The sequence below is a fragment of the Amycolatopsis iheyensis genome (assembly GCF_024703995.1).
In the GTDB taxonomy this organism is placed as follows: Bacteria; Actinomycetota; Actinomycetes; order Mycobacteriales; family Pseudonocardiaceae; genus Amycolatopsis; species Amycolatopsis iheyensis.
In genome coordinates, this window is sequence record NZ_JAMXQV010000016.1 from 119,127 (window position 1) to 136,777 (window position 17,651).

Here is a 17,651-nt window from a genome sequence, read left to right on the forward strand (position 1 = left end):
ATGACGGGATTGCCCGAGACCATCACCGCCTGCCTGTTCGACCTCGACGGAGTGCTCACCGGCACGGCAGTTCTGCACCGCGAAGCCTGGAAACGGACTTTCGACGAGTTTCTTCGCGCCCGCGACGGCGCCGGCTTCCGCGAGTTCACCGACCAGGACTACGCGACCTATGTGGACGGCCGCCCGCGCGCCGACGGCGTGCGGGAGTTCCTGAAGTCGCGCGAGATCGAACTGCCCGAAGGCACGCCGGACGACCCCGCCGACGCCCCGACCGTCAACGGCGTCGGCAACCGCAAGAACGACCTCGTCCTGAAGATCATCGACGAACGCGGCGTGAGCCCCTACCCCGGCTCGATCCGCTACCTCGAGGCGGTCAAGGCCGCGGGGCTGCGGATCGCCGTCGTGACGTCGTCGGCCAACGGTGCCAAGGTCCTCGACGCCGGCGACCTCAGCAAGTACGTCGAAGCACGCGTCGACGGCCTCGTGATCCGCGAGCGGCACCTGAAGGGCAAGCCCGCGCCGGACTCGTTCCTGGCCGGCGCCGAAGCGCTCGGCGTCGAGCCCGCGCACGCGGCCGTCTTCGAGGATGCGCAATCCGGCGTCCAAGCCGGGAAAGCGGGTCATTTCGGTTACGTGGTGGGCGTCAACCGCGCCGACCAGGCCGCCGAGCTCACGGCCCACGGGGCCGACATCGTGGTCGACGACCTCGCCGACCTGCTGGAGGATCGATGACCGAAGAAGAACCCCACGGCTACGAGTGCTCGCCGTGGGAGCTGCGCTGGCGCGGCATGGACGTCGACGCCCTGCAGCGCACCGAATCGGCGTTCGCGGTGTCGAACGGCCACATCGGGCTGCGCGGCACGCTCGAAGAGGCCGAGCCGCGCGGGCTGCCCGGCACGTACCTCAACGGGTTCTACGAGCAGCACGAGCTCCCGTACGCCGAAGCGGGCTACGGCTACCCCGAAGAGGGCCAGACCGTCGTCAACGTGACCGACGGCAAGATCATCCGACTGCTGGTCGAGGACGAGCCGCTCGACATGCGCTACGGCGCGGCCACCAAGCACGACCGGGTGCTCGACTTCCGCAAGGGCACCCTGTGCCGCAGCACCGAATGGTCGTCGCCGACCGGCCGGCGCGTGCGCGTGCGCACCGAGCGGCTGGTGTCCTTCACCCAGCGCGCGATCGCCGCCATCCGGTACGAGGTCGAGCCGCTCGACGAGGACCTGCAGCTGGTCGTCCAGTCCGACCTGCTGGCCAACGAGCCGATCGAGTCCGACACCAGCGACCCGCGGGTGGCCGCGGCACTGGAGTCGCCGCTGGTCGGCGAGTTCCACCGCGCCACCGAGTACAACGCCGTGCTGGTGCACCAGACCCGCCGCTCCGGGCTGCGGATGGCCGCGGCGATGGACCACAAGATCGAGGTGGACGACGGGATCCGCGCCCGCATCCACTCCGAAGAAGACCTCGCCCGGCTCACCGTCGCCGTCGACGTGCCCAAGGGCGGGCGGCTGCGCATCACCAAGTTCCTCGCCTACGGCTGGTCCGCGCAGCGTTCGGTGCCCGCCCTGCGGTCGCAGGTCGAGGCCGCGCTCGCGGGCGCGCGCCAGACCGGCTGGAAGGGCCTGGTGACCGAGCAGCGCCAGTTCCTCGACGACTTCTGGGCCACCTCGGACATCGAGATCGAGGGCGATCCCGAGCTGCAGCAAGCGGTCCGCTTCGCGTTGTTCCACCTCCTGCAGGCCGGGGCCCGCGGTGAAAGCCGGGCGATCGCGGGCAAGGGGCTGACCGGCCCCGGCTACGATGGGCACGCCTTCTGGGACACCGAATCCTTCGTCCTGCCGGTGCTCACCTACACGATGCCGGACGCGGCACGCGACGCCCTGCGCTGGCGGCACTCCACAATGGACAAAGCGAAGGAACGCGCGCACCAGCTGGGCCTGCGGGGCGCGGCGTTCCCCTGGCGGTCGATCAACGGCGCCGAGTGCTCGGCGTACTGGCCGGCCGGCACGGCGGCGTTCCACGTCAGCGCCGACATCGCCGACGCCGTACTGCGCTACCTCAATGCCACCGGCGACGACGAGTTCGAGCGCGACTACGGCGCCGAGCTGCTGCTGGAGACCGCCCGGCTGTGGGCGTCATTGGGCCACCACGACCGGCACGGCGCGTTCCGCATCGACGGCGTCACCGGGCCGGACGAGTATTCGGCGGTGGCGGACAACAACGTCTACACCAACCTGATGGCGCGCCGGAACCTCCTGGCCGCGGCGCAGTCGTGCGAGCGGCACCCGGACGTGGCGGCGCGGTTCGGCGTCGACGCCGTCGAGCTGGACTCGTGGCGCGCGGCCGCCGCGGCGATGTTCCTGCCTTACGACACCGAGCTCGGCGTGCACCCGCAGTCCGAGGGCTTCCTCGACCACGACGAGTGGGACTACGAGCACACCGACCTCGCGCACTACCCGCTGCTGCTGCACTTCCCGTACTTCGACCTGTACCGCAAGCAGGTCGTGAAGCAGGCGGACCTGGTGCTGGCGCTGTACCTGTGCGGCGACTCCTTCAGCCCGGAGGAGAAGGCGCGCAACTTCGCCTACTACGAGGCGAGGACCGTGCGCGACTCCTCGCTTTCGGCGGGCACGCAGGCGGTCGTCGCGGCCGAGGTGGGCCACCTCGAGCTGGCCTACGACTACCTCGCCGAGGCGGCGCTGACCGACCTGCACGACGTGCACAACAACGTGCGCAACGGCCTGCACATGGCGTCGCTGGCCGGGGCCTGGCAGGGTGCCGTGGCCGGCTTCGGCGGCCTCCGCGACCACGGCGGCACGCTGTCGTTCGCGCCGCGGCTGCCACCGCAGCTGGACCGGATCACCTTCCGCCTGATGTTCCGCGGCACCCGGTTCCAGGTCGAGATCGACCGCGACCAGGCGACCTACCACGTGCTGGACGGCGAGCCGCTGGAGCTGCTGCACCACGGCGAGCGCGTCACGGTCACCGCCGAGCCCCAGCGGTTCGCGACGCCGAAGATCGACGCGGGCGACCCGCCGAAGCAGCCGCCGGGCCGGGCGCCCCTGCGGCGTGACTCGGAAATGGTGCGTCAGTACGCCGAACCGACCATCCCGATCACTGAGGAAGGTCGCTGACGGCGTCCCGTCCGGGTGGGGCCGGGACGTCCTCGGTCCCGCCCGGGCTCACGTCCGGGTCGGGGGCGGTGGGCACGTCGTGGGTCAGCTGACCGGGGGTCGGCAGCTTCGGGAGCTCTTCGTCTTCGTCGTCACCGAGGCCGTGGATGCGCTGCTGCTCGCTCATGTCTTCCGGGATACCCGGTTTTCCGGGCCGCGACCAGGGGGTCAGGCCGCCGCGGACCGGGCCGCGGCGGCTTTCGCCTTGTCCTGCAGGGTGAGCAGCAGGCCGTCGCGGGTCGACCACGGGCAGATCGACACCTTGCCGCCCGCCACCGTGAGCAGCGCTTCGGCCACGATCGCGCCGGCGAGGGCCTGGTGGGCGCGGCTGCGGGAGATCCCCGGCAGCTCCGCCCGCTTCGACGGCGGCAGCGCGGCGAGGCGCGGGATCCAGGCCCGCAGGTCCTCGAGCCGCAGCTCGCGGCACTTGCCCGGGCGGGCGCCCGACAGCCGCGCGAGCTGCTGAAGCACCTTCGAGCAGCCGACCAGCCGCGGGTCTTCGACGTCCGTGGCCCCGAGCGTGGTCGTGACGACTTCGAGCGCGTGCGTGCGCAACGCCTTGATCTGCTTCTTCGACACGCGTTCGGAGGGCAGCCAGTCCCGCGTCATCGAGCGGGCGCCCAGCGGCAGCGAGCGGGCGAACGTGGCCGTTTCGCCGCAGCCGGCGGCCAGTTCGAGGGTGCCGCCGCCGATGTCGAGCACGAGCAGCGGGCCAGCAGCCGCGCCGTACCAGCGCCGGGCGCCGACGTAGGTCAGCTCGGCCTCGCGCCGGCCGGACAGGAACTGCAGCTCGACACCGGTTTCGCCGGCCACGTGCGCGACGATCTGCGCCGCGTTGGCGGCGTCGCGAATGGAAGACGTCGCCAGCGGGTACACACCGTTCACGCCGTGGTGGTAGGCGGTCGACATGCCCGCGGCGACCGCGGCCGTGACGGCGGCGATTCCGCGGTCGGAGAGGCGGCCCTGGCCGTCGAGCTCGCGGTCGAGACGCAGGCGCGTCTGGTGGTTCAGCAGCGGCTCGCGGGGCGAGCCGCTCACCGGCACCACGACCAGGCGGGCGCTGAACGACCCGACGTCCAGCACGCCCACCGCGGGCTCTTCGATTTTTCGCACAGCTCGGCGCACCTCACTTCCGCCCGGTGAATATCCCCAGTTCGTCGGGTTGAAACCACCTATCTTGGCCCAGATCACGCCGGACCGCCGGTCTTTGACGCGGTCGAGGCACTCCGGACGTGCCGTTTGACGCGAAGGTCACAGTGGGATAACCCGTTCGAGTGAATAAGCTTAGCACTGGACACGATTCGGTAACGCTCGCGGGCGTTGCGCGATTAATCGGACATCGAAACCGGTGCGGAGCAGGGGAAAGTGCGCGAACGACCCGAGCGGAAAGCCGAGCTCGTGCGGCCGGCTTTCGTCGTGCTCGCGGTCGTCGCCGGGCTGGGGTGCGTGCTGCTCGGGGTGACGTCGGTGTTCGGCCCGGTCGCCCCGGCCGCCCCGGGCGCGGACCGGCCGGCCACGATCGGCGCCGGCACCCTCCCCGCGGCGCTGCTGATCCCCGCGCTGGACCTGACCGTGGACCACGTCGTCGACCTCGGCCACCTCGGCGGCCGCCGGGAGCAGCCCGGCACCGCCGGCGGCGTGGGCTGGTTCGCCGACGGCCCGGCGCCCGGCGCACCCGGGGTGGCCGTGCTGTCGGGGCACTCGGGGTTCGGCTGGGCCAACGGCGCGTTCGCCCACCTCGGCCGGCTGAAGCCGGGCGCGGCGGTCATCGTCCGCGACGAGTACGGCCACGAGTCCCGGTTCACGGTCCGCAAGACCGAGCAGTTCCCGGCGGACGAGCCCGACAGCACGCTCGTCGCCCCGGACGGCGCGGGTCCCGAGCTGCGCTTGATCACGAGCGACGGGACCCACGACACCGCGGGGATGAACGGCGTGCGGCTCGCGGTGTACGCGACGCCGGCCTGAGCCTCAGCCGATCAGCTCACGCAGCCGCGACACCGCCGCCACCCGCGCTTCGCGACCGGGCAGCAGGGGGTTGACCACCATCGTCGTCGCGCCCGCCTCCCGGAACGCCGCCAGGCGCTCCTTCACGTAGCCCGCCGGTCCGACCAGGGAGATCGCGCGCAGCAGCTCCACCGGGACCGCCGCCGCGGCCTCTTCCTTCTTGCCGTCCAGGTACAGGTCCTGGATCAGCTTCGCCTCGGCCTCGTAGCCGTAGCGGCGGGCGAGGTCGTTGTAGAAGTTCTTGCCGCGCGCGCCCATGCCGCCGATGTACAGCGCGAGGACCGGGCGCAGGTGATCCAGCAGCGGCTCGACGTCGTCGCCGATGGCCAGGGCCACCGTGACGTAGGTGTCCAGCTCACCCAGCGCCGGGTCGCGCTTGGCCTTGCCCGCGGCCAGGGACTCGCCCCAGACGTCGTTCGCCTTCTCCGGGTGGAAGAAGATCGGCTGCCAGCCCTCGGCGATTTCCGCGGTGAGCGCGACGTTCTTGGGCCCGAGCGAGGCCAGCAGCACCGGGATCCGCTCGCGCACCGGGTGGTTGATCAGCTTCAGCGGCTTGCCGAGGCCGGTGCCCTGCTCCGGCGGCAGCGGGATCGTGTAGTGCTTGCCCTCGTGCACCACGCGCTCGCGTCGCCACACCTGCCGGCAGACGTCGACGATCTCGCGGGTGCGGCCCAGCGGCGCGTCGTACTTCACGCCGTGGAAGCCCTCGATGACCTGCGGGCCGGACGCGCCGAGGCCGAGGATGAACCGCCCGTCGGAGACGAAGTCGAGCCCGGCCGCGGTCATCGCGGTCAGCGTCGGCGTGCGGGTGTAGATCTGGAAGATCCCGGACGCCAGTTCGACGCGCTCGGTCTTGGCCGCGAGGTAGCCGAGCTGGCTGACCGCGTCGAAGGAGTACGCCTCCGGCACGAAGGCGACGTCGAGGCCCACCTTCTCCAGCTCGACGATGTCCGCGACGCTGTCGGCGAAGCCTCCGGCGTAGTTGATCGCGGTCCCGATCCGCATGGCCACCTCCGTTGGTGCTGAGCAAGCGCTTAGTCGCGGATCCTAACGGCCCGCCGCTACCCCCGCCCGGGGATGTGTGAGCCGCCACTCACCGGCCGGTCAGGGTGCGGACCACCAGCTCCGCCGACGCGCCCGCACCCAGCGTCGTCCCGGCGTAGCGGACGTCGGCGCCGAGGGTGCCGGCCGGCGGATCGTCCCGGACGGTGATCCAGACCGTGACCATCAGCAGCCAGCGGACCACCAGGTAGACGAACAGCAGCACACCAACCAGCGTCCCGAAGGCGGCGACCGCGGGCGAGCGGCCCAGCAGGTGCAGGTAGAGCCCACCGGCCTGCTGGAGCGCGGCGAGGCCGACGGCGGCGGCCCCGGCCGGGCGCAGCGTCGAGCGAAGCGGCAGCGGCCGGCGCGGCAGCCGGGCCAGGCACCAGGCGATGACCAGCCAGTTCGCGGCGAGGCCGAGCAGCAGGGAGCCCGCGACGAGCACGAAGTGCGCGAACCCGCCGGTCAGCCCGGTCAGCTCGAGCAGCCACGTCCCGGCCGCGCCGGTGAGCGCCGCCAGGCCGAAGGACACGGCCATCGCGAGCCCGGCGCCGACGAGCACCAGCAGGTCGGCGAGGATCCCGCGGATCAGGGGCCGCGCGGTCCGCTCCTGGCCGAGCATCGCGCTCACGGCGTCGCGGACGTTGCTGATCCAGCTCCAGCCCGAGTACGCGGCGACGGCCAGGGCGAGCAGCCCGATCCGGCCGCGTTCGCCGACGACGGTGTGCACGATGTCCTCGACCCGCCCGGCGATCTCGGGCGGCAGCGCGCCGCCGATGACCTTGTCGAGCTCGGTCGCGAGCAACCGGTCACCGGCCAGCACGAACCCGGCCACCGAGACGGCGACCATCACCAGCGGGACGAGGGCGAGCAGGCTGAAGAAGGTGACCGCGGCCGCGTAGTGGTCGCCGTCGCGTTCGCGGTAGCGGGTCAGGGTCGCGCCGACCCGCTTCAGCCGCCGCCACGATCGTCGCTCCGCCCTCATCGCACCGACCCTCTCATCCACGTGTGTCCTGCGCAGTCCGGACACCGAGGACGGGGGATCGTCACGGCCTAGCCGGGCACCACCGCGGCGCGGACCTCGCCGAAGCCGATCCGCGTGCCGCCCGGGCCGGGAGCGCTCGCGCTGATCGCCACCTCGTCGCCGTCCTCCAGGAACGTGCGGGTCAGACCACCCGGCAGCGCAAACGGTTCCCGGCCGCCCCACGACAGTTCCAGCAGCGAGCCGCGCTGGTCGCGTTCCGGGCCGGTCACCGTGCCCGAGGCGAACAGGTCGCCGGTGCGCAGGCTCGCGCCGTTGACCGTCAGGTGCGCCAGCTGCTGCGGGGCCGTCCAGTACTGGGTCGCGAACGGCGGGCTCGACACCAGGTGGCCGTTGAGGCGGATCTCGAGGGTGAGGTCCAGCCCCCACTTTTCGCTGGTGCGCAGGTAGTCCAGCGGCACGGGATCCTGCCGCGGGCCCGCCACGCGGGCGTGTTCGAGCGCGGCGAGCGGGACGATCCACGGCGACACCGACGTCGCGAACGACTTGCCGAGGAACGGGCCCAGCGGCTGGGACTCCCACGCCTGGAGGTCCCGCGCCGACCAGTCGTTGACCAGGCAGACGCCGAAGACGTGCGCCGCGAAGTCCTCAGTGGACACTGCCGTGCCCGGTGTGGACGGCACGCCGACGACGAACCCGACCTCCGCCTCGATGTCCAGCCGCCGCGAGGGACCGAACGTGGGGGCGTCGGCACCTCGGGGCTTGCGCTGCCCGTGCGGGCGGACGACCGGTGTGCCGGACGCGACGACCGTGCCGGCGCGGCCGTGGTAGGCGATGGGCAGGTGCTTCCAGTTCGGCGGCAGCTCGGTCGCGTCGGGCCGGAAGATCGCGCCGGCGTTGAGGGCGTGCTGTTCGCTGGAGTAGAAGTCGACGTAGTCGGCGACGTCGAAGGCCAGGTGCGTGGTCACCTCGGCGAGCGGGACGAGGTGCGGGCGCAGCTGGTCGGCGTAGCGCGGTTCGGTCAGCCACTCGCGGACGGACTCGCGGACCTCGCGCCAGGTCGGCGGCCCGGCGGCCAGCAGCGGGTTGAGCACCCCGCCGGTGAGCAGCGGCGCGAACGCGGCGGCGGTCCCGGCCGCCGCCGCGGTCAGGTCGAGGACCTGGTCGCCGACCGGCACGCCCACCCGGCGTTCGGGCGCGCCGGCCACCGAGAACACGCCGTAGGGCAGGTTGTCCAGGCCGAACGGGGTGTTCTCGGGAAGGTCGAGCCAGGTCACGTGTGCTCCTCGTGGTGGTGGTGGTGGATCGGTCCGAGCCGGCTCGAACCGATCGTGTTCGCGGCCGGCCGGTCCACGGCACCGGCCGCCGCACTCGGCGACCGGGAACAGCTTCCGCCACGCCCGCCCACCTCGCCGCCGGACCCGGAGCCCGGCGCGCCTCGCGTGGGCAGGGCCCGGTCCGAGCCGGCTCGGACCGGGCCTTCCGTGATCAGCCGGTCGACACGCGTGATCGGGGAGCCGACACGATGTTCATTCGTTCGCCGTGCGGGTCGCCACCCAGTCCGCGACCACGTCGGCCAGGACCGGCAGGGGCAGGGTTCCGCTGCCCAGCACCGTGTCGTGGAACTCGCGGATGTCGAACCGCTCGCCCAGTGCCGCCTCGGCCTCGGCGCGCAGCCGCTCGATCTCCAGGCGGCCCACCATGTAGCTCAGGGCCTGGCCCGGGAGCGCGGCGTAGCGGTCGATCTCCGCCTCGATCTCGATCCGGGCCATCGGGGTGTGCTCGACGAAGTAGTCGACCGCCTGCTGCCGGCTCCAGCCCAGCGCGTGCAGGCCCGTGTCCACCACCAGCCGCGCCGCCCGCATCGAGTCCTGGGTCAGCAGGCCCAGGCGGGAGACGTCGTCCGAGTACAGGTCCATCTCGTCGGCGAGCCGCTCCGCGTACAGGCCCCAGCCCTCGGCGTAGGCGTTGAACATCGCGATCCGCCGCAGCAGCGGGACACCGGTCAGCGCCTGCGCGAGCGAAAGCTGGAAGTGGTGCCCCGGCACGGCTTCGTGGAACGCGACCGACTCGCTCAGCGTCCGCTGCCGCTGGTCGGCCTCGTTGGTGTTGGCGTAGTAGGTGCCCGGCCGCGAACCGTCGAGGGAGGCGTCGATGTAGTACGCGATCGACCCGCTTTCGGCCTCCGCCGGCGGCACCGGGGCGACCTGGCACCGCGCCTCGGGAACGCGGAGGAACCATTGCGGCGCCACGGCTTCCGCGCGGGCGATGGCCGCCCGGGCGGAGTCCAGCAGCTCGTCGCCGTCGCGCCAGCGCAGGGCCGGGTCGGTGCGGATCCGCTCGAAGATCTCCGGCAGCTCGTCGGTGCCGAACTCCCGCAGCCCGACCTTGCGGAACTCCCCCGCGAGCCGGTCGATGACCGCCAGCCCGGTCTCGTGCAGCTCCTGCGCGGACCGCTCGGTCGTCGTCTCGGCGCGGATCAGCGCCGCGTACCGCGCCGGCCCGTCGGGCAGGTCGCCGATGCCGGGCGACGTCTCCGGCCGCCCGACCGGCACGACCTCGTCGGCGAGGAAGTCCCGGTACCGCGCGTACGCCGGCCGCACGACCTCGGCCAGCAGCCGGTCGCGCTCGGCTTCCAGGCCGTGGACCGGCACCTTCAGCGGGTCGCCGTCCGGGTCGGCGAGGTAGCGCTCGACGTAGCCGACGCCGATGCGCGCCAGGAACTCCGGCGGCGTGCGGCCCTCGGCGAGCGCGCCCCGCTGCCGCTCGATCACCTGGTCCAGGTACGTGCCGATCGCCCCCAGCCGGCTCAGGTAGCCGCGGGCCTTGGCCTCGTCGTCGAGCACCGTCTGCGGCAGCTCCATCAGCAGCCGCAGGGCCGGCGCGTCCAGCCCGTCGCTGACCGCGATGTCGGACCGGCCCGAGTCGAGCAGGTCGATCAGCGTCTGCGCCTGCCAGATCACGACGTCGCGCGTGACGCGGCCGGCCGGCGCCGGCACGTCGAGCGCCCGCGCCCGCGCGATGAGCGCGGTGAACCCGGCCCGGTGCCGCGCGGCCGCCTCGGCGCTCTGGTCGCCGAGCCGGTCGTGCGTGCCCGGCAGGCCGTAGAGCGACGGCAGCAACGGCTCGGCCTCGAACATCAGCTCCAGGCACTCGTCGGCCAGCTTGTCCGGCGTGTCATTCCGCCCCGCCACCCAGTCGGCGACGACCTTCGCCAGCGCGGACAGCGGCAGCATGCCGTGCCCCAGCACGACTTCGTGGAACTCGCGGATGTCGAACGCCTCGCCCAGCGCCGCCTCGGCTTCGGCACGCAGGCGCTGGATTTCCAGCCGCCCCACCATGTAGCCGAGGGCCTGCCCGGGCCAGCCGGCGTACCGGTCGATCTCCGCCTCGATCTCCAGCCGCGCCATCGGCGTGTGCTCGACGAGGTAGTCGATCGCCCGCTGCCGGCTCCAGCCCAGCGCGTGCATCCCGGTGTCGACGACCAGCCGGCCCGCCCGCATGGAGTCCTGGGTCAGCATGCCCAGCCGCGAGACGTCGTCGGCGTACAGGCCCATCTCGTCGGCCAGCCGCTCGGCGTAGAGCCCCCAGCCCTCGGCGTAGGCGTTGAACATCCCGATCCGGCGCAGCAGCGGGAGGTCGCGCAGCTCCTGGGCCAGGCTGAGCTGGAAGTGGTGCCCCGGCACGGCTTCGTGGAACGCGATCGCCTCGCTGGTGAACTTCGGGCGCTTCTCGGCCTCGTGCGTGTTGGCGTAGTAGGTGCCAGGCCGGGAGCCGTCGAGCGACGGCTGGAGGTAGTAGGCGATCGTGCCGCTCGCCGCGTCGGCCTCCGGCACCGGCGCGACCTGGCACTTCTCCGCCGGGATGCGCGAGAACCACTGCGGCGCCACGGCTTCCGCGCGGGCGATGGCGTCCCTGGCCGCCGACAGCAGCTCCTCGCCATCGCGCCAGCGCAACGCCGGATCGGTGCGCAGGCGCTCGAAGATCTCCGCGAGGTCGCCGGTGCCGAACACCCGCTGCCCCAGCTCGCGGTACTCCCCCGCGAGCTTCTCGATCAGCGCCAGCCCGGTGTCGTGCAGGTCCTGGGCCGTGCGCTCGGTGGTCGTCTCCGCGCGGATCAGCGCGGCGTAGCGCTCGGCGCCGCCCGGCACGTGGCCGATGCCGGGTGCGGTGTCCGGCCGCCCGGCGGGTTCGACCTCCGCGCGCAGGAAGTCGCGATACCGGGCATACGCCGGGTGGACGACCTCGGCGAGCAGCCGGTCCCGCTCGGCTTCGAAGCCCTCGACCTCGACCTTCGTGCCCACCTTCAGCGGGTCGCTGTCCGGCGAGGCGAGGTAGCGCTCGACGTACTCGATGCCGACGCGGGCGAGGTACGCCGGCGGCACGAGCCCTTCGGCCAGGCTTTCGCGCTGCCGCTCGACCAGCGTGCCGAGGAAGGTCTCGATCGCCGCGAGGCGGGCGAGGTAGCCGCGGGCCTTCTTCTCGTCGTCCAGCTGGTAGTAGGGCAGGTACAGCAGCAGACCCAGCGCCGGGGCGGTCAGCCCGTCGCTGACCGCGATGTCGGCGCTGCGCGCGCCGAGCCGGTCGGCCTCCACCTCCGCGGAGGCGATCACCACCTCGCGCGTCACGGCCTCTTCCGGCGTCAGGTCCTCGGTGGCCAGCGCCCGCGCGCGGGCCGCGAGCGCGCGGTACGCGGCCAGGAAACGCTCCTGGGCCGCCCGGGTCTGGTCACCCAGCCGGTCGTGGTCGCCCGGCAGGCCGAGCACTGAGGGGTGCAGCGGCTCCTGCTCGAAGGTCAGCTCGACGAGCTCGGCCGCCAGGCCGTTCGCGGTGTCGCCGTGCCCGGCCACCCACTCGTCGACGACCGAGGCGAGCACCGACAGCGGCAGCGCACCCCCGGCCAGCACGACGTCGTGGAACGCGCGGACGTCGAACCGGGAGCCGAGCCGCTCTTCGGCGTGGGCGCGCAGCCGCTGGATCTCCAGCCGCCCCACCATGTACGCCAGCGCCTGGCCCGGCCACGCGATGTAGCGGTCGATCTCCGACTCGACCTCGACGCGCGCCTCCGGCGTGTGCTCGAGCAGGTAGTCGACCGCCTGCTGCCGGCTCCAGCCCAGCGCGTGCAGCCCCGTGTCGACGACGAGCCGGGCCGCCCGCATCGAGTCGCCGGTCAGCATGCCGAGCCGCGCGACGTCGTCGGAGTACAGCCCCATTTCGTCGGCGAGGCGCTCGCTGTAGAGCCCCCACCCTTCGATGTAGGCGGTGAAGCTGCCGATGCGGCGCACGAGCGGCAGCTCGGTGAGGAGCTGGGCGGTGCTGAGCTGGAAGTGGTGCCCGGGCACGGCTTCGTGGAACGCGGTGGACTCCGCGGTGTGCCGGAACCGCTCGCCGGCTTCGTGGGTGTTCGCGAAGTAGATGCCGGGCCGGGAGCCATCGGCGGCCGGGCGCAGGTAGTACGCAGCGGGCGAGCCGGGCGCGACCTCTTCGGGAACCGGCTCGACGCTGCACTGCTGCGCCGGGACGCTGCCGAACCAGCCCGGGGCCTCGGCGGCGGCCCGGGCGACGGCCGTGCGGGCGGTCTCCAGGAGCTCCTCACCGCTGCTCCAGCGCAGGGCCGGGTCGGTGCGCAGCCGCTCGAAGATCTCCGCCAGGTCGTCGGTGCCGAACACCTTCAGCCCGAGCTCGCGGTACTCGGCCGCGAGCCCGTCGATGACGTCGAGGCCGGTCTGGTGCAGCTGCGCCGGGGTGAGCTCGGTGGTCGTGTGGACGCGCGCGAGCCGCGCATACGTCTCCTCGCCACCCGGCAGCCACTTGAGGCCGGGCCGGTCGGCGGGCCGCCCGTGCGGTTTCACCTCGGTGGCCAGGAACTCGCGGTACTCGGCGAAGGCCGGGCGGACGACCTCGGCCAGCAGCTCGTCACGCCGGCGCTCGAACTCCTCGTCCGGGGCCGGCTGGCGGCGCAGCGGGTCGGTGGCCGGGTCGGCGAGGTAGCGGTCGAGGTGCGCCACCGCGGCGTCGACCAGGTGAGCCACCGGGATGAGCCCGGCGGCGATGCCTTCGGTGTGCCGCCCCGCGGCCTGGCGCAGGTACTCCGGGATCGCGGCGAGCCGCCCGAGCTGGGCTTCCGCGGCCTCGCCCGGCGTCACCGTGGTCATCGGCAGGGCCATCAGCAGCCCGGCCGCGGGCCCGATGGACAGGTCGGTGACGGTGAACTCGCCCGTGCGGGCGTCGATCACCGCGATGCGGTTCTCGGCCGTGGTGATCAGGACTTCGCGCGTGACCCGGTCCTCGGCCGAGAGCTCCTCGGCGGCCAGCCCGCGGGCGCGCTCGAGGAACGCCGCGAGCCGGGCGCGGAACGCCTGCTCGGCCGCACCGGACAGATCCGGCAGGCCGGGCTCGGCCGGCCGCACGCCCAGCAGCGCGGGCGTCAGCGGATCGGCGGCGAACAACGCTTCGACGAACTCGTCGGCGAGTTCGGTGACCGCGGTCATGGGCAGGACCCCCAGCTTCGGTGATGATGTACTGCTGCCGCCGACCCTAACCGAGAGCACCGACAAGATCGGTGCGCCGTTCGCCGGGGGCGGACGGCCTTCGGCGCGAGCGGATCGGCGAGGCGGTAGCGTTCACCGAGTGGCTGTGACCGATCCCGTGGACATCCGCCTGCTCGCCGCGCTCGCCGACCTCGGCAAGGCCGCGGTCCACGAGCTCGCGGCCAAGGTCGGCATGGACCCCCGCGAGGTCGCCTACCGGCTGGTCGCCCTCTCCGGCAGCGGTCTCCCGCTGCTCGTCGGCGTCGAAAGCGACCCCAACGGCCTGCGCGCGGCCATCGCCGGCGCGCCACCGTCGTGGGCGAACCGGCCACCGCAGGCCCCGCCGTCGCAGCCGGTGCCCCAGCAGCCCGGCCCGCCGATGCCGCCGCCGGTCCAGGGCCCGCCGTCCGGCCCGCACAACGTGCAGGGCGTGCCTTCGGGGCCGTACAACGTCCAGGGCGCGCCTTCGGGTCCCTACCACGTGCAAGGCGCGCCCTCGGGGCCGTACAACGTCCAGGGCACGCCGTCCGGCCGGTACGCGGGCCCGCCCCCGCGGACACCTCAGTCGCCTCAGCCGCCCCAGCCGCCGCGCGCGCCCCAGCCGTTCACGCCGCCGGTGCCGCTCGACCCGGCCGTGAGCACGTGGGGCCTGCCGCAGACGGCGTCGTGGGCGCGCGGCGACGAAACCGCCAAGCCCGCCGGGCCGCCCGGGGGCAAGCAGGGCAGGCTCGGCCAGGTCATGGAGACCCAGGGCCTGGAGGGCGAGCAGCTTTCGGTGCAGCTGCTGGAGGTCCAGGACCCGGCGGACTACCTGTTCAGCGCGGCCGGCTACCGCCTCGAAGAGGGCGAGCGCGCGGTGGTCGTGCACACCGAGATCACCAACCGCGGCGCCATCCCGTTCGCCTCGCTGCCGGACAACTACCTCGAGCTGCTCGCCACCGACGGCAAGGCCATCGGCAAGGCCCCGGTTTCGCTGACTTCGCGGCCGCCGCACAAGATCGGCGTCAACCCGGGCGAAACCCTGGGCGGCCACACGGTGTACGTCCTGCCGGACGCCACGCGCGTGGTCTCGGTCCGCTGGAGCCCGCGGCCGGAGCCCGACGAGCGCACGCTGACCTGGTCGATCGAGGACTAGTAGCTCTCGTCGCGCAGGATCTCGAGGGCCTTGGCCAAGTCGTCCGGGTACTCGGACTCGAACTCGACCCAGCGCCCGTCCGCGGGGTGCGCGAACGCGAGCGTCTTCGCGTGCAGCCACTGCCGGCTCAGCCCGAGGTGCCGGGCGAGGACCGGGTCCGCGCCGTAGGTCAGGTCGCCGACGCAGGGGTGCCGCAACGCGGAGAAGTGGACGCGGATCTGGTGCGTCCGCCCGGTTTCGAGCTTGATGTGCGCCAGCGACGCCGCCCGGAACGCCTCGACGACCTCGTAGTGCGTGACGCTCGGCCGGCCGCCCTGGACGACCGCGAACTTGTAGTCGTGGCGCGGGTGGCGGTCGATGGGCGCGTCGATGGTGCCGCGCGTCGGGTCCGGGTGGCCCTGGACGATCGCGTGGTAGCCCTTGTCGACCGTGCGTTCCTTGAACGCGCGCTTCAGGACCGTGTACGCGTGCTCGCTCTTGGCCACCACCATCACGCCGGTCGTGCCCGCGTCGAGCCGGTGCACCACGCCCTGGCGCTCGGCCGCGCCCGACGTCGCGATGCGCAGCCCGGCCGCGGCGAGGCCGCCGACCACCGTGGGCCCGGTCCAGCCCGGGCTCGGGTGCACGGCGACGCCGACCGGCTTCGAGATCACGACGATGTCGTCGTCGTCGTGGAGGATCTTCATGCCCTCGACCGGCTCGGCGACGACCTCGACCGGGTTCGCCGGCTCCGGCAGGGTGATCTCCAGGAGGCCACCGCCGGACAGCCGGTCGGACTTGCCGGCGGGCCGGCCGTCGAGCAGCACGTCGCCGGACTCGGCGAGCTCGGCGACGACCGTGCGCGACAGCCCCAGCAGCTTGGCGAGGCCGGCGTCGACCCGCATCCCGTCGAGCCCGTCGGGCACCGGGAGCATCCGCGAGCTCACGCCTGCTCCTCCGGCTTCTCGAGCGCTTCGGCCTTTTTCTTGTCCTTGGTCGACGTGCCGTCGTAGTCCTTGCCCAGCAGCGACAGCAGCACGATCAGGGCGCCACCGACACAGATCGCCGAGTCGGCGATGTTGAAGATCGCGAAGCCCTTGCCGTTCGGGGCGAACGCGGAGATGAAGTCGACGACGTGCCCCTGCAGCCCGCCGGGCGCGCGGAAGATCCGGTCGGTCAGGTTGCCGAGCGCGCCGGCCAGGACCAGGCCGAGGCCGATCGCCCAGCCGATCGAGCGCAGCCGCCGCGACAGCCAGATGATCGCGATGACGACGGCCAGCGCGACGAGCGCGAGCACCCACGTCATGCCGGTGGCCATCGAGAACGCGGCGCCCGGGTTGCGGATCACCTGCAGGTAGATGAGCCCGCCGAGGATCTTCTGCGGCTCCTTGCCCTCCAGGTTCGCGGCGACCAGGTTCTTCGTCACCAGGTCGATCGCCCAGAACACGGCGGCCACGGCGAACACCCAGGCCACCCGCCGTTTCGGCAGGGGCTTCGCCGGCTCCTCCGCCGGCGTCTCCTGCACGCTTTCGGGCGGCACCTCGGCGGCGGCGACCTCGGCTTCGGTGTCGGGTTCGGAGTGGCTGGGCTCGGTGCTCACCGGTCCATTGTCCACGGCGCTGGTCAGGGCGTGTCGGCCCCGTCCGGGCGAGGCCGCAGCAGCACGCCGAACGCGGCCGCGAACAGCAGCCCCGCCGCCACGAGCGCACCGGCCACGGGCGGCAGGAACACCACGGTGACCAGCGGGAACAGCACGGCGACGGCCGCCAGGAACCGGCTGCGCTCGTACCCGGCCAGCAGCAGGAGCCCGAGGGTCGCGATCAGCGGGCCGCGGACGTCGCCGTCGAGACGGAGCTGCAGGAGCCCGCCGAGGTCGAGCACCGGCACCGCGAGCAGCGCCCCGCAGGTGCCGAGCAGGAACCGGCCGGTGCGCGGGGGCGTGCCCGCGCGGCGCAGGCCGGACCAGTACCAGCCGGCCACGGCGAGGACGACGCACGCGAGCGCGACCGGCCAGCCGAGCGTCGCGGGCGCCACGGAGCCCGCGCCACCCACGCTGATCGCCACCGCGTGCAGTTCGCCGTCCGGCGGGTAGCCGGTGCCTTCGACCGGGGTGGTGCGCGGTGGCAGCTCGACCGCCACCATCACCAGGAGGGCGAACCCCAGCGCCGCCAACGGGAGCCAGGACCGCCGTGGGCCGCCCGTCACGACGGGGTCCCGGGCGCTCGGCGAAGCAGGACCCCGAACGCCGTGACGAGCAGGACGATCGCCGACAGCAGCACGCCCACCAGGTCGGCCGAGAGCACCACCGCGATGAGCGCGAACCCGGCCGCGACGGCCAAGACGAGCTTGCTGCGCTCGTACGCCGCGAGCACCAGCAGGCCGAGCGTGGCCAGCAGCGGGCCGCGCAACCCGTCGTCTAGGCGGAACTGCCACGACCCGACCAGGTCGAGCAGCGGCACCGCGATGAGCGCGCCGAGCGTCCCGAGGACGAACCGTCCGGGGTGGGCCGGCCGCAGCGCGAACGTGTACCAGATCGCCGTGCCGATCAGCACCACGCCGAGCGCGACCTGCCAGACCACTCCGGTGGGCAGGTCGTACCCCAGGGAGTAGAAGGTGTCCTGGCTGAGGAACTGCGCCTGGCTGTACACCTGCGCTCCGGGCGCCACCACCGGGCGGAGGAGGAGGTTCGCACTCTCGGCTTGGGCCTCGCTACGGCGGGCCAGCAGCTGCGCCGCCACGATGCCGACCTGCGCGAACCCCAGCAGCGCCAACGGAAACCAGAACCTCGGCCCTCTCCCCATCGG

The 17,651-nt window shown here is 73.1% G+C and carries 14 protein-coding genes; 4 read left to right on the forward strand and 10 right to left on the reverse strand.

Annotated elements, in window-relative coordinates; translation table 11 throughout:
- Together M8542_RS28535 and M8542_RS28540 are read left to right on the forward strand one after the other, a co-directional pair.
- Entirely contained in the window at window positions 1-732 is a 732-nt protein-coding gene (locus M8542_RS28535) for an HAD family hydrolase (protein WP_257923345.1), read from the forward strand.
- Complete coding sequence (locus M8542_RS28540) at window positions 729-3,134, forward strand: glycoside hydrolase family 65 protein (protein ID WP_257923346.1); 2,406 nt, start codon at window positions 729-731, stop codon at window positions 3,132-3,134. Before M8542_RS28535 ends, M8542_RS28540 begins: the two co-directional genes overlap by 4 nt.
- On the opposite strand, the gene M8542_RS28545 is transcribed toward M8542_RS28540, so the two are convergent.
- A complete protein-coding gene (locus tag M8542_RS28545) occupies window positions 3,115-3,300 on the reverse strand; it encodes a hypothetical protein (RefSeq protein ID WP_257923347.1) in 186 nt (61 codons plus the stop codon). The two genes, M8542_RS28540 and M8542_RS28545, sit on opposite strands and share 20 nt — an antisense overlap.
- A gap of 41 nt (window positions 3,301-3,341) precedes the next feature.
- Window positions 3,342-4,286, reverse strand: coding sequence for a Ppx/GppA phosphatase family protein (locus M8542_RS28550; protein WP_257923348.1), 945 nt, complete (start codon window positions 4,284-4,286; stop codon window positions 3,342-3,344).
- A 252-nt stretch (window positions 4,287-4,538) separates the two neighbouring features.
- Here M8542_RS28550 and M8542_RS28555 point away from each other — a divergent pair, with 252 nt between their 5' ends.
- Entirely contained in the window at window positions 4,539-5,138 is a 600-nt protein-coding gene (locus M8542_RS28555; RefSeq protein WP_257923349.1) for a class F sortase, read from the forward strand.
- Window positions 5,139-5,141: 3 nt separating this feature from the next.
- On the opposite strand, the gene M8542_RS28560 is transcribed toward M8542_RS28555, so the two are convergent.
- The 4 genes from M8542_RS28560 to M8542_RS28575 all read right to left on the reverse strand — a co-directional run bounded on the left by M8542_RS28560 (window position 5,142) and on the right by M8542_RS28575 (window position 13,694).
- A complete protein-coding gene (locus M8542_RS28560) occupies window positions 5,142-6,182 on the reverse strand; it encodes an LLM class F420-dependent oxidoreductase (RefSeq protein WP_257923350.1) in 1,041 nt (346 codons plus the stop codon).
- Window positions 6,183-6,270: 88 nt separating this feature from the next.
- The gene (locus M8542_RS28565; RefSeq protein ID WP_257923351.1) at window positions 6,271-7,206 is read right to left on the reverse strand and encodes a YihY/virulence factor BrkB family protein; all 936 of its coding nucleotides are present in this window, start codon (window positions 7,204-7,206) and stop codon (window positions 6,271-6,273) included.
- A 68-nt stretch (window positions 7,207-7,274) separates the two neighbouring features.
- Window positions 7,275-8,480, reverse strand: a complete 1,206-nt coding sequence (gene fahA, locus M8542_RS28570) for a fumarylacetoacetase (protein ID WP_257923352.1) — start codon at window positions 8,478-8,480, stop codon at window positions 7,275-7,277.
- A gap of 252 nt (window positions 8,481-8,732) precedes the next feature.
- The gene (locus tag M8542_RS28575) at window positions 8,733-13,694 is read right to left on the reverse strand and encodes a DUF885 domain-containing protein (protein WP_257923353.1); all 4,962 of its coding nucleotides are present in this window, start codon (window positions 13,692-13,694) and stop codon (window positions 8,733-8,735) included.
- 139 nt (window positions 13,695-13,833) lie between these two features.
- Here M8542_RS28575 and M8542_RS28580 point away from each other — a divergent pair, with 139 nt between their 5' ends.
- Window positions 13,834-14,868, forward strand: a complete 1,035-nt coding sequence (locus M8542_RS28580) for an Lrp/AsnC family transcriptional regulator (protein ID WP_257923354.1) — start codon at window positions 13,834-13,836, stop codon at window positions 14,866-14,868.
- Here the strand turns inward: M8542_RS28580 and M8542_RS28585 are convergent.
- From M8542_RS28585 to M8542_RS28600, 4 genes are all read right to left on the reverse strand, one after another.
- Window positions 14,865-15,794, reverse strand: a complete 930-nt coding sequence (locus tag M8542_RS28585) for an RluA family pseudouridine synthase (RefSeq protein ID WP_257923355.1) — start codon at window positions 15,792-15,794, stop codon at window positions 14,865-14,867. The two genes, M8542_RS28580 and M8542_RS28585, sit on opposite strands and share 4 nt — an antisense overlap.
- Window positions 15,791-16,372: a signal peptidase II gene (lspA, locus tag M8542_RS28590; protein ID WP_443642450.1), complete on the reverse strand. Its 582-nt coding sequence runs from the start codon at window positions 16,370-16,372 to the stop codon at window positions 15,791-15,793. Before lspA ends, M8542_RS28585 begins: the two co-directional genes overlap by 4 nt.
- Before the next feature lie 98 nt (window positions 16,373-16,470).
- The gene (locus tag M8542_RS28595; RefSeq protein WP_257923357.1) at window positions 16,471-17,052 is read right to left on the reverse strand and encodes a hypothetical protein; all 582 of its coding nucleotides are present in this window, start codon (window positions 17,050-17,052) and stop codon (window positions 16,471-16,473) included.
- Window positions 17,049-17,648: a hypothetical protein gene (locus tag M8542_RS28600; protein ID WP_257923358.1), complete on the reverse strand. Its 600-nt coding sequence runs from the start codon at window positions 17,646-17,648 to the stop codon at window positions 17,049-17,051. The genes M8542_RS28595 and M8542_RS28600 overlap by 4 nt, the downstream gene beginning before the upstream one ends.
- Window positions 17,649-17,651 lie beyond the last annotated feature (3 nt).

Coding starts and splice junctions, on each gene's coding strand:
- M8542_RS28575 (WP_257923353.1), bottom strand. CDS start 13,694: ATGACCGCGGTCACCGAACTCGCCGACGAGTTCGTCGAAGCGTTGTTC.
- M8542_RS28560 (WP_257923350.1), bottom strand. CDS start 6,182: ATGCGGATCGGGACCGCGATCAACTACGCCGGAGGCTTCGCCGACAGC.
- M8542_RS28600 (WP_257923358.1), bottom strand. CDS start 17,648: ATGGGGAGAGGGCCGAGGTTCTGGTTTCCGTTGGCGCTGCTGGGGTTC.
- M8542_RS28545 (WP_257923347.1), bottom strand. CDS start 3,300: ATGAGCGAGCAGCAGCGCATCCACGGCCTCGGTGACGACGAAGACGAA.
- M8542_RS28535 (WP_257923345.1), top strand. CDS start 1: ATGACGGGATTGCCCGAGACCATCACCGCCTGCCTGTTCGACCTCGAC.
- M8542_RS28540 (WP_257923346.1), top strand. CDS start 729: ATGACCGAAGAAGAACCCCACGGCTACGAGTGCTCGCCGTGGGAGCTG.
- M8542_RS28565 (WP_257923351.1), bottom strand. CDS start 7,206: ATGAGGGCGGAGCGACGATCGTGGCGGCGGCTGAAGCGGGTCGGCGCG.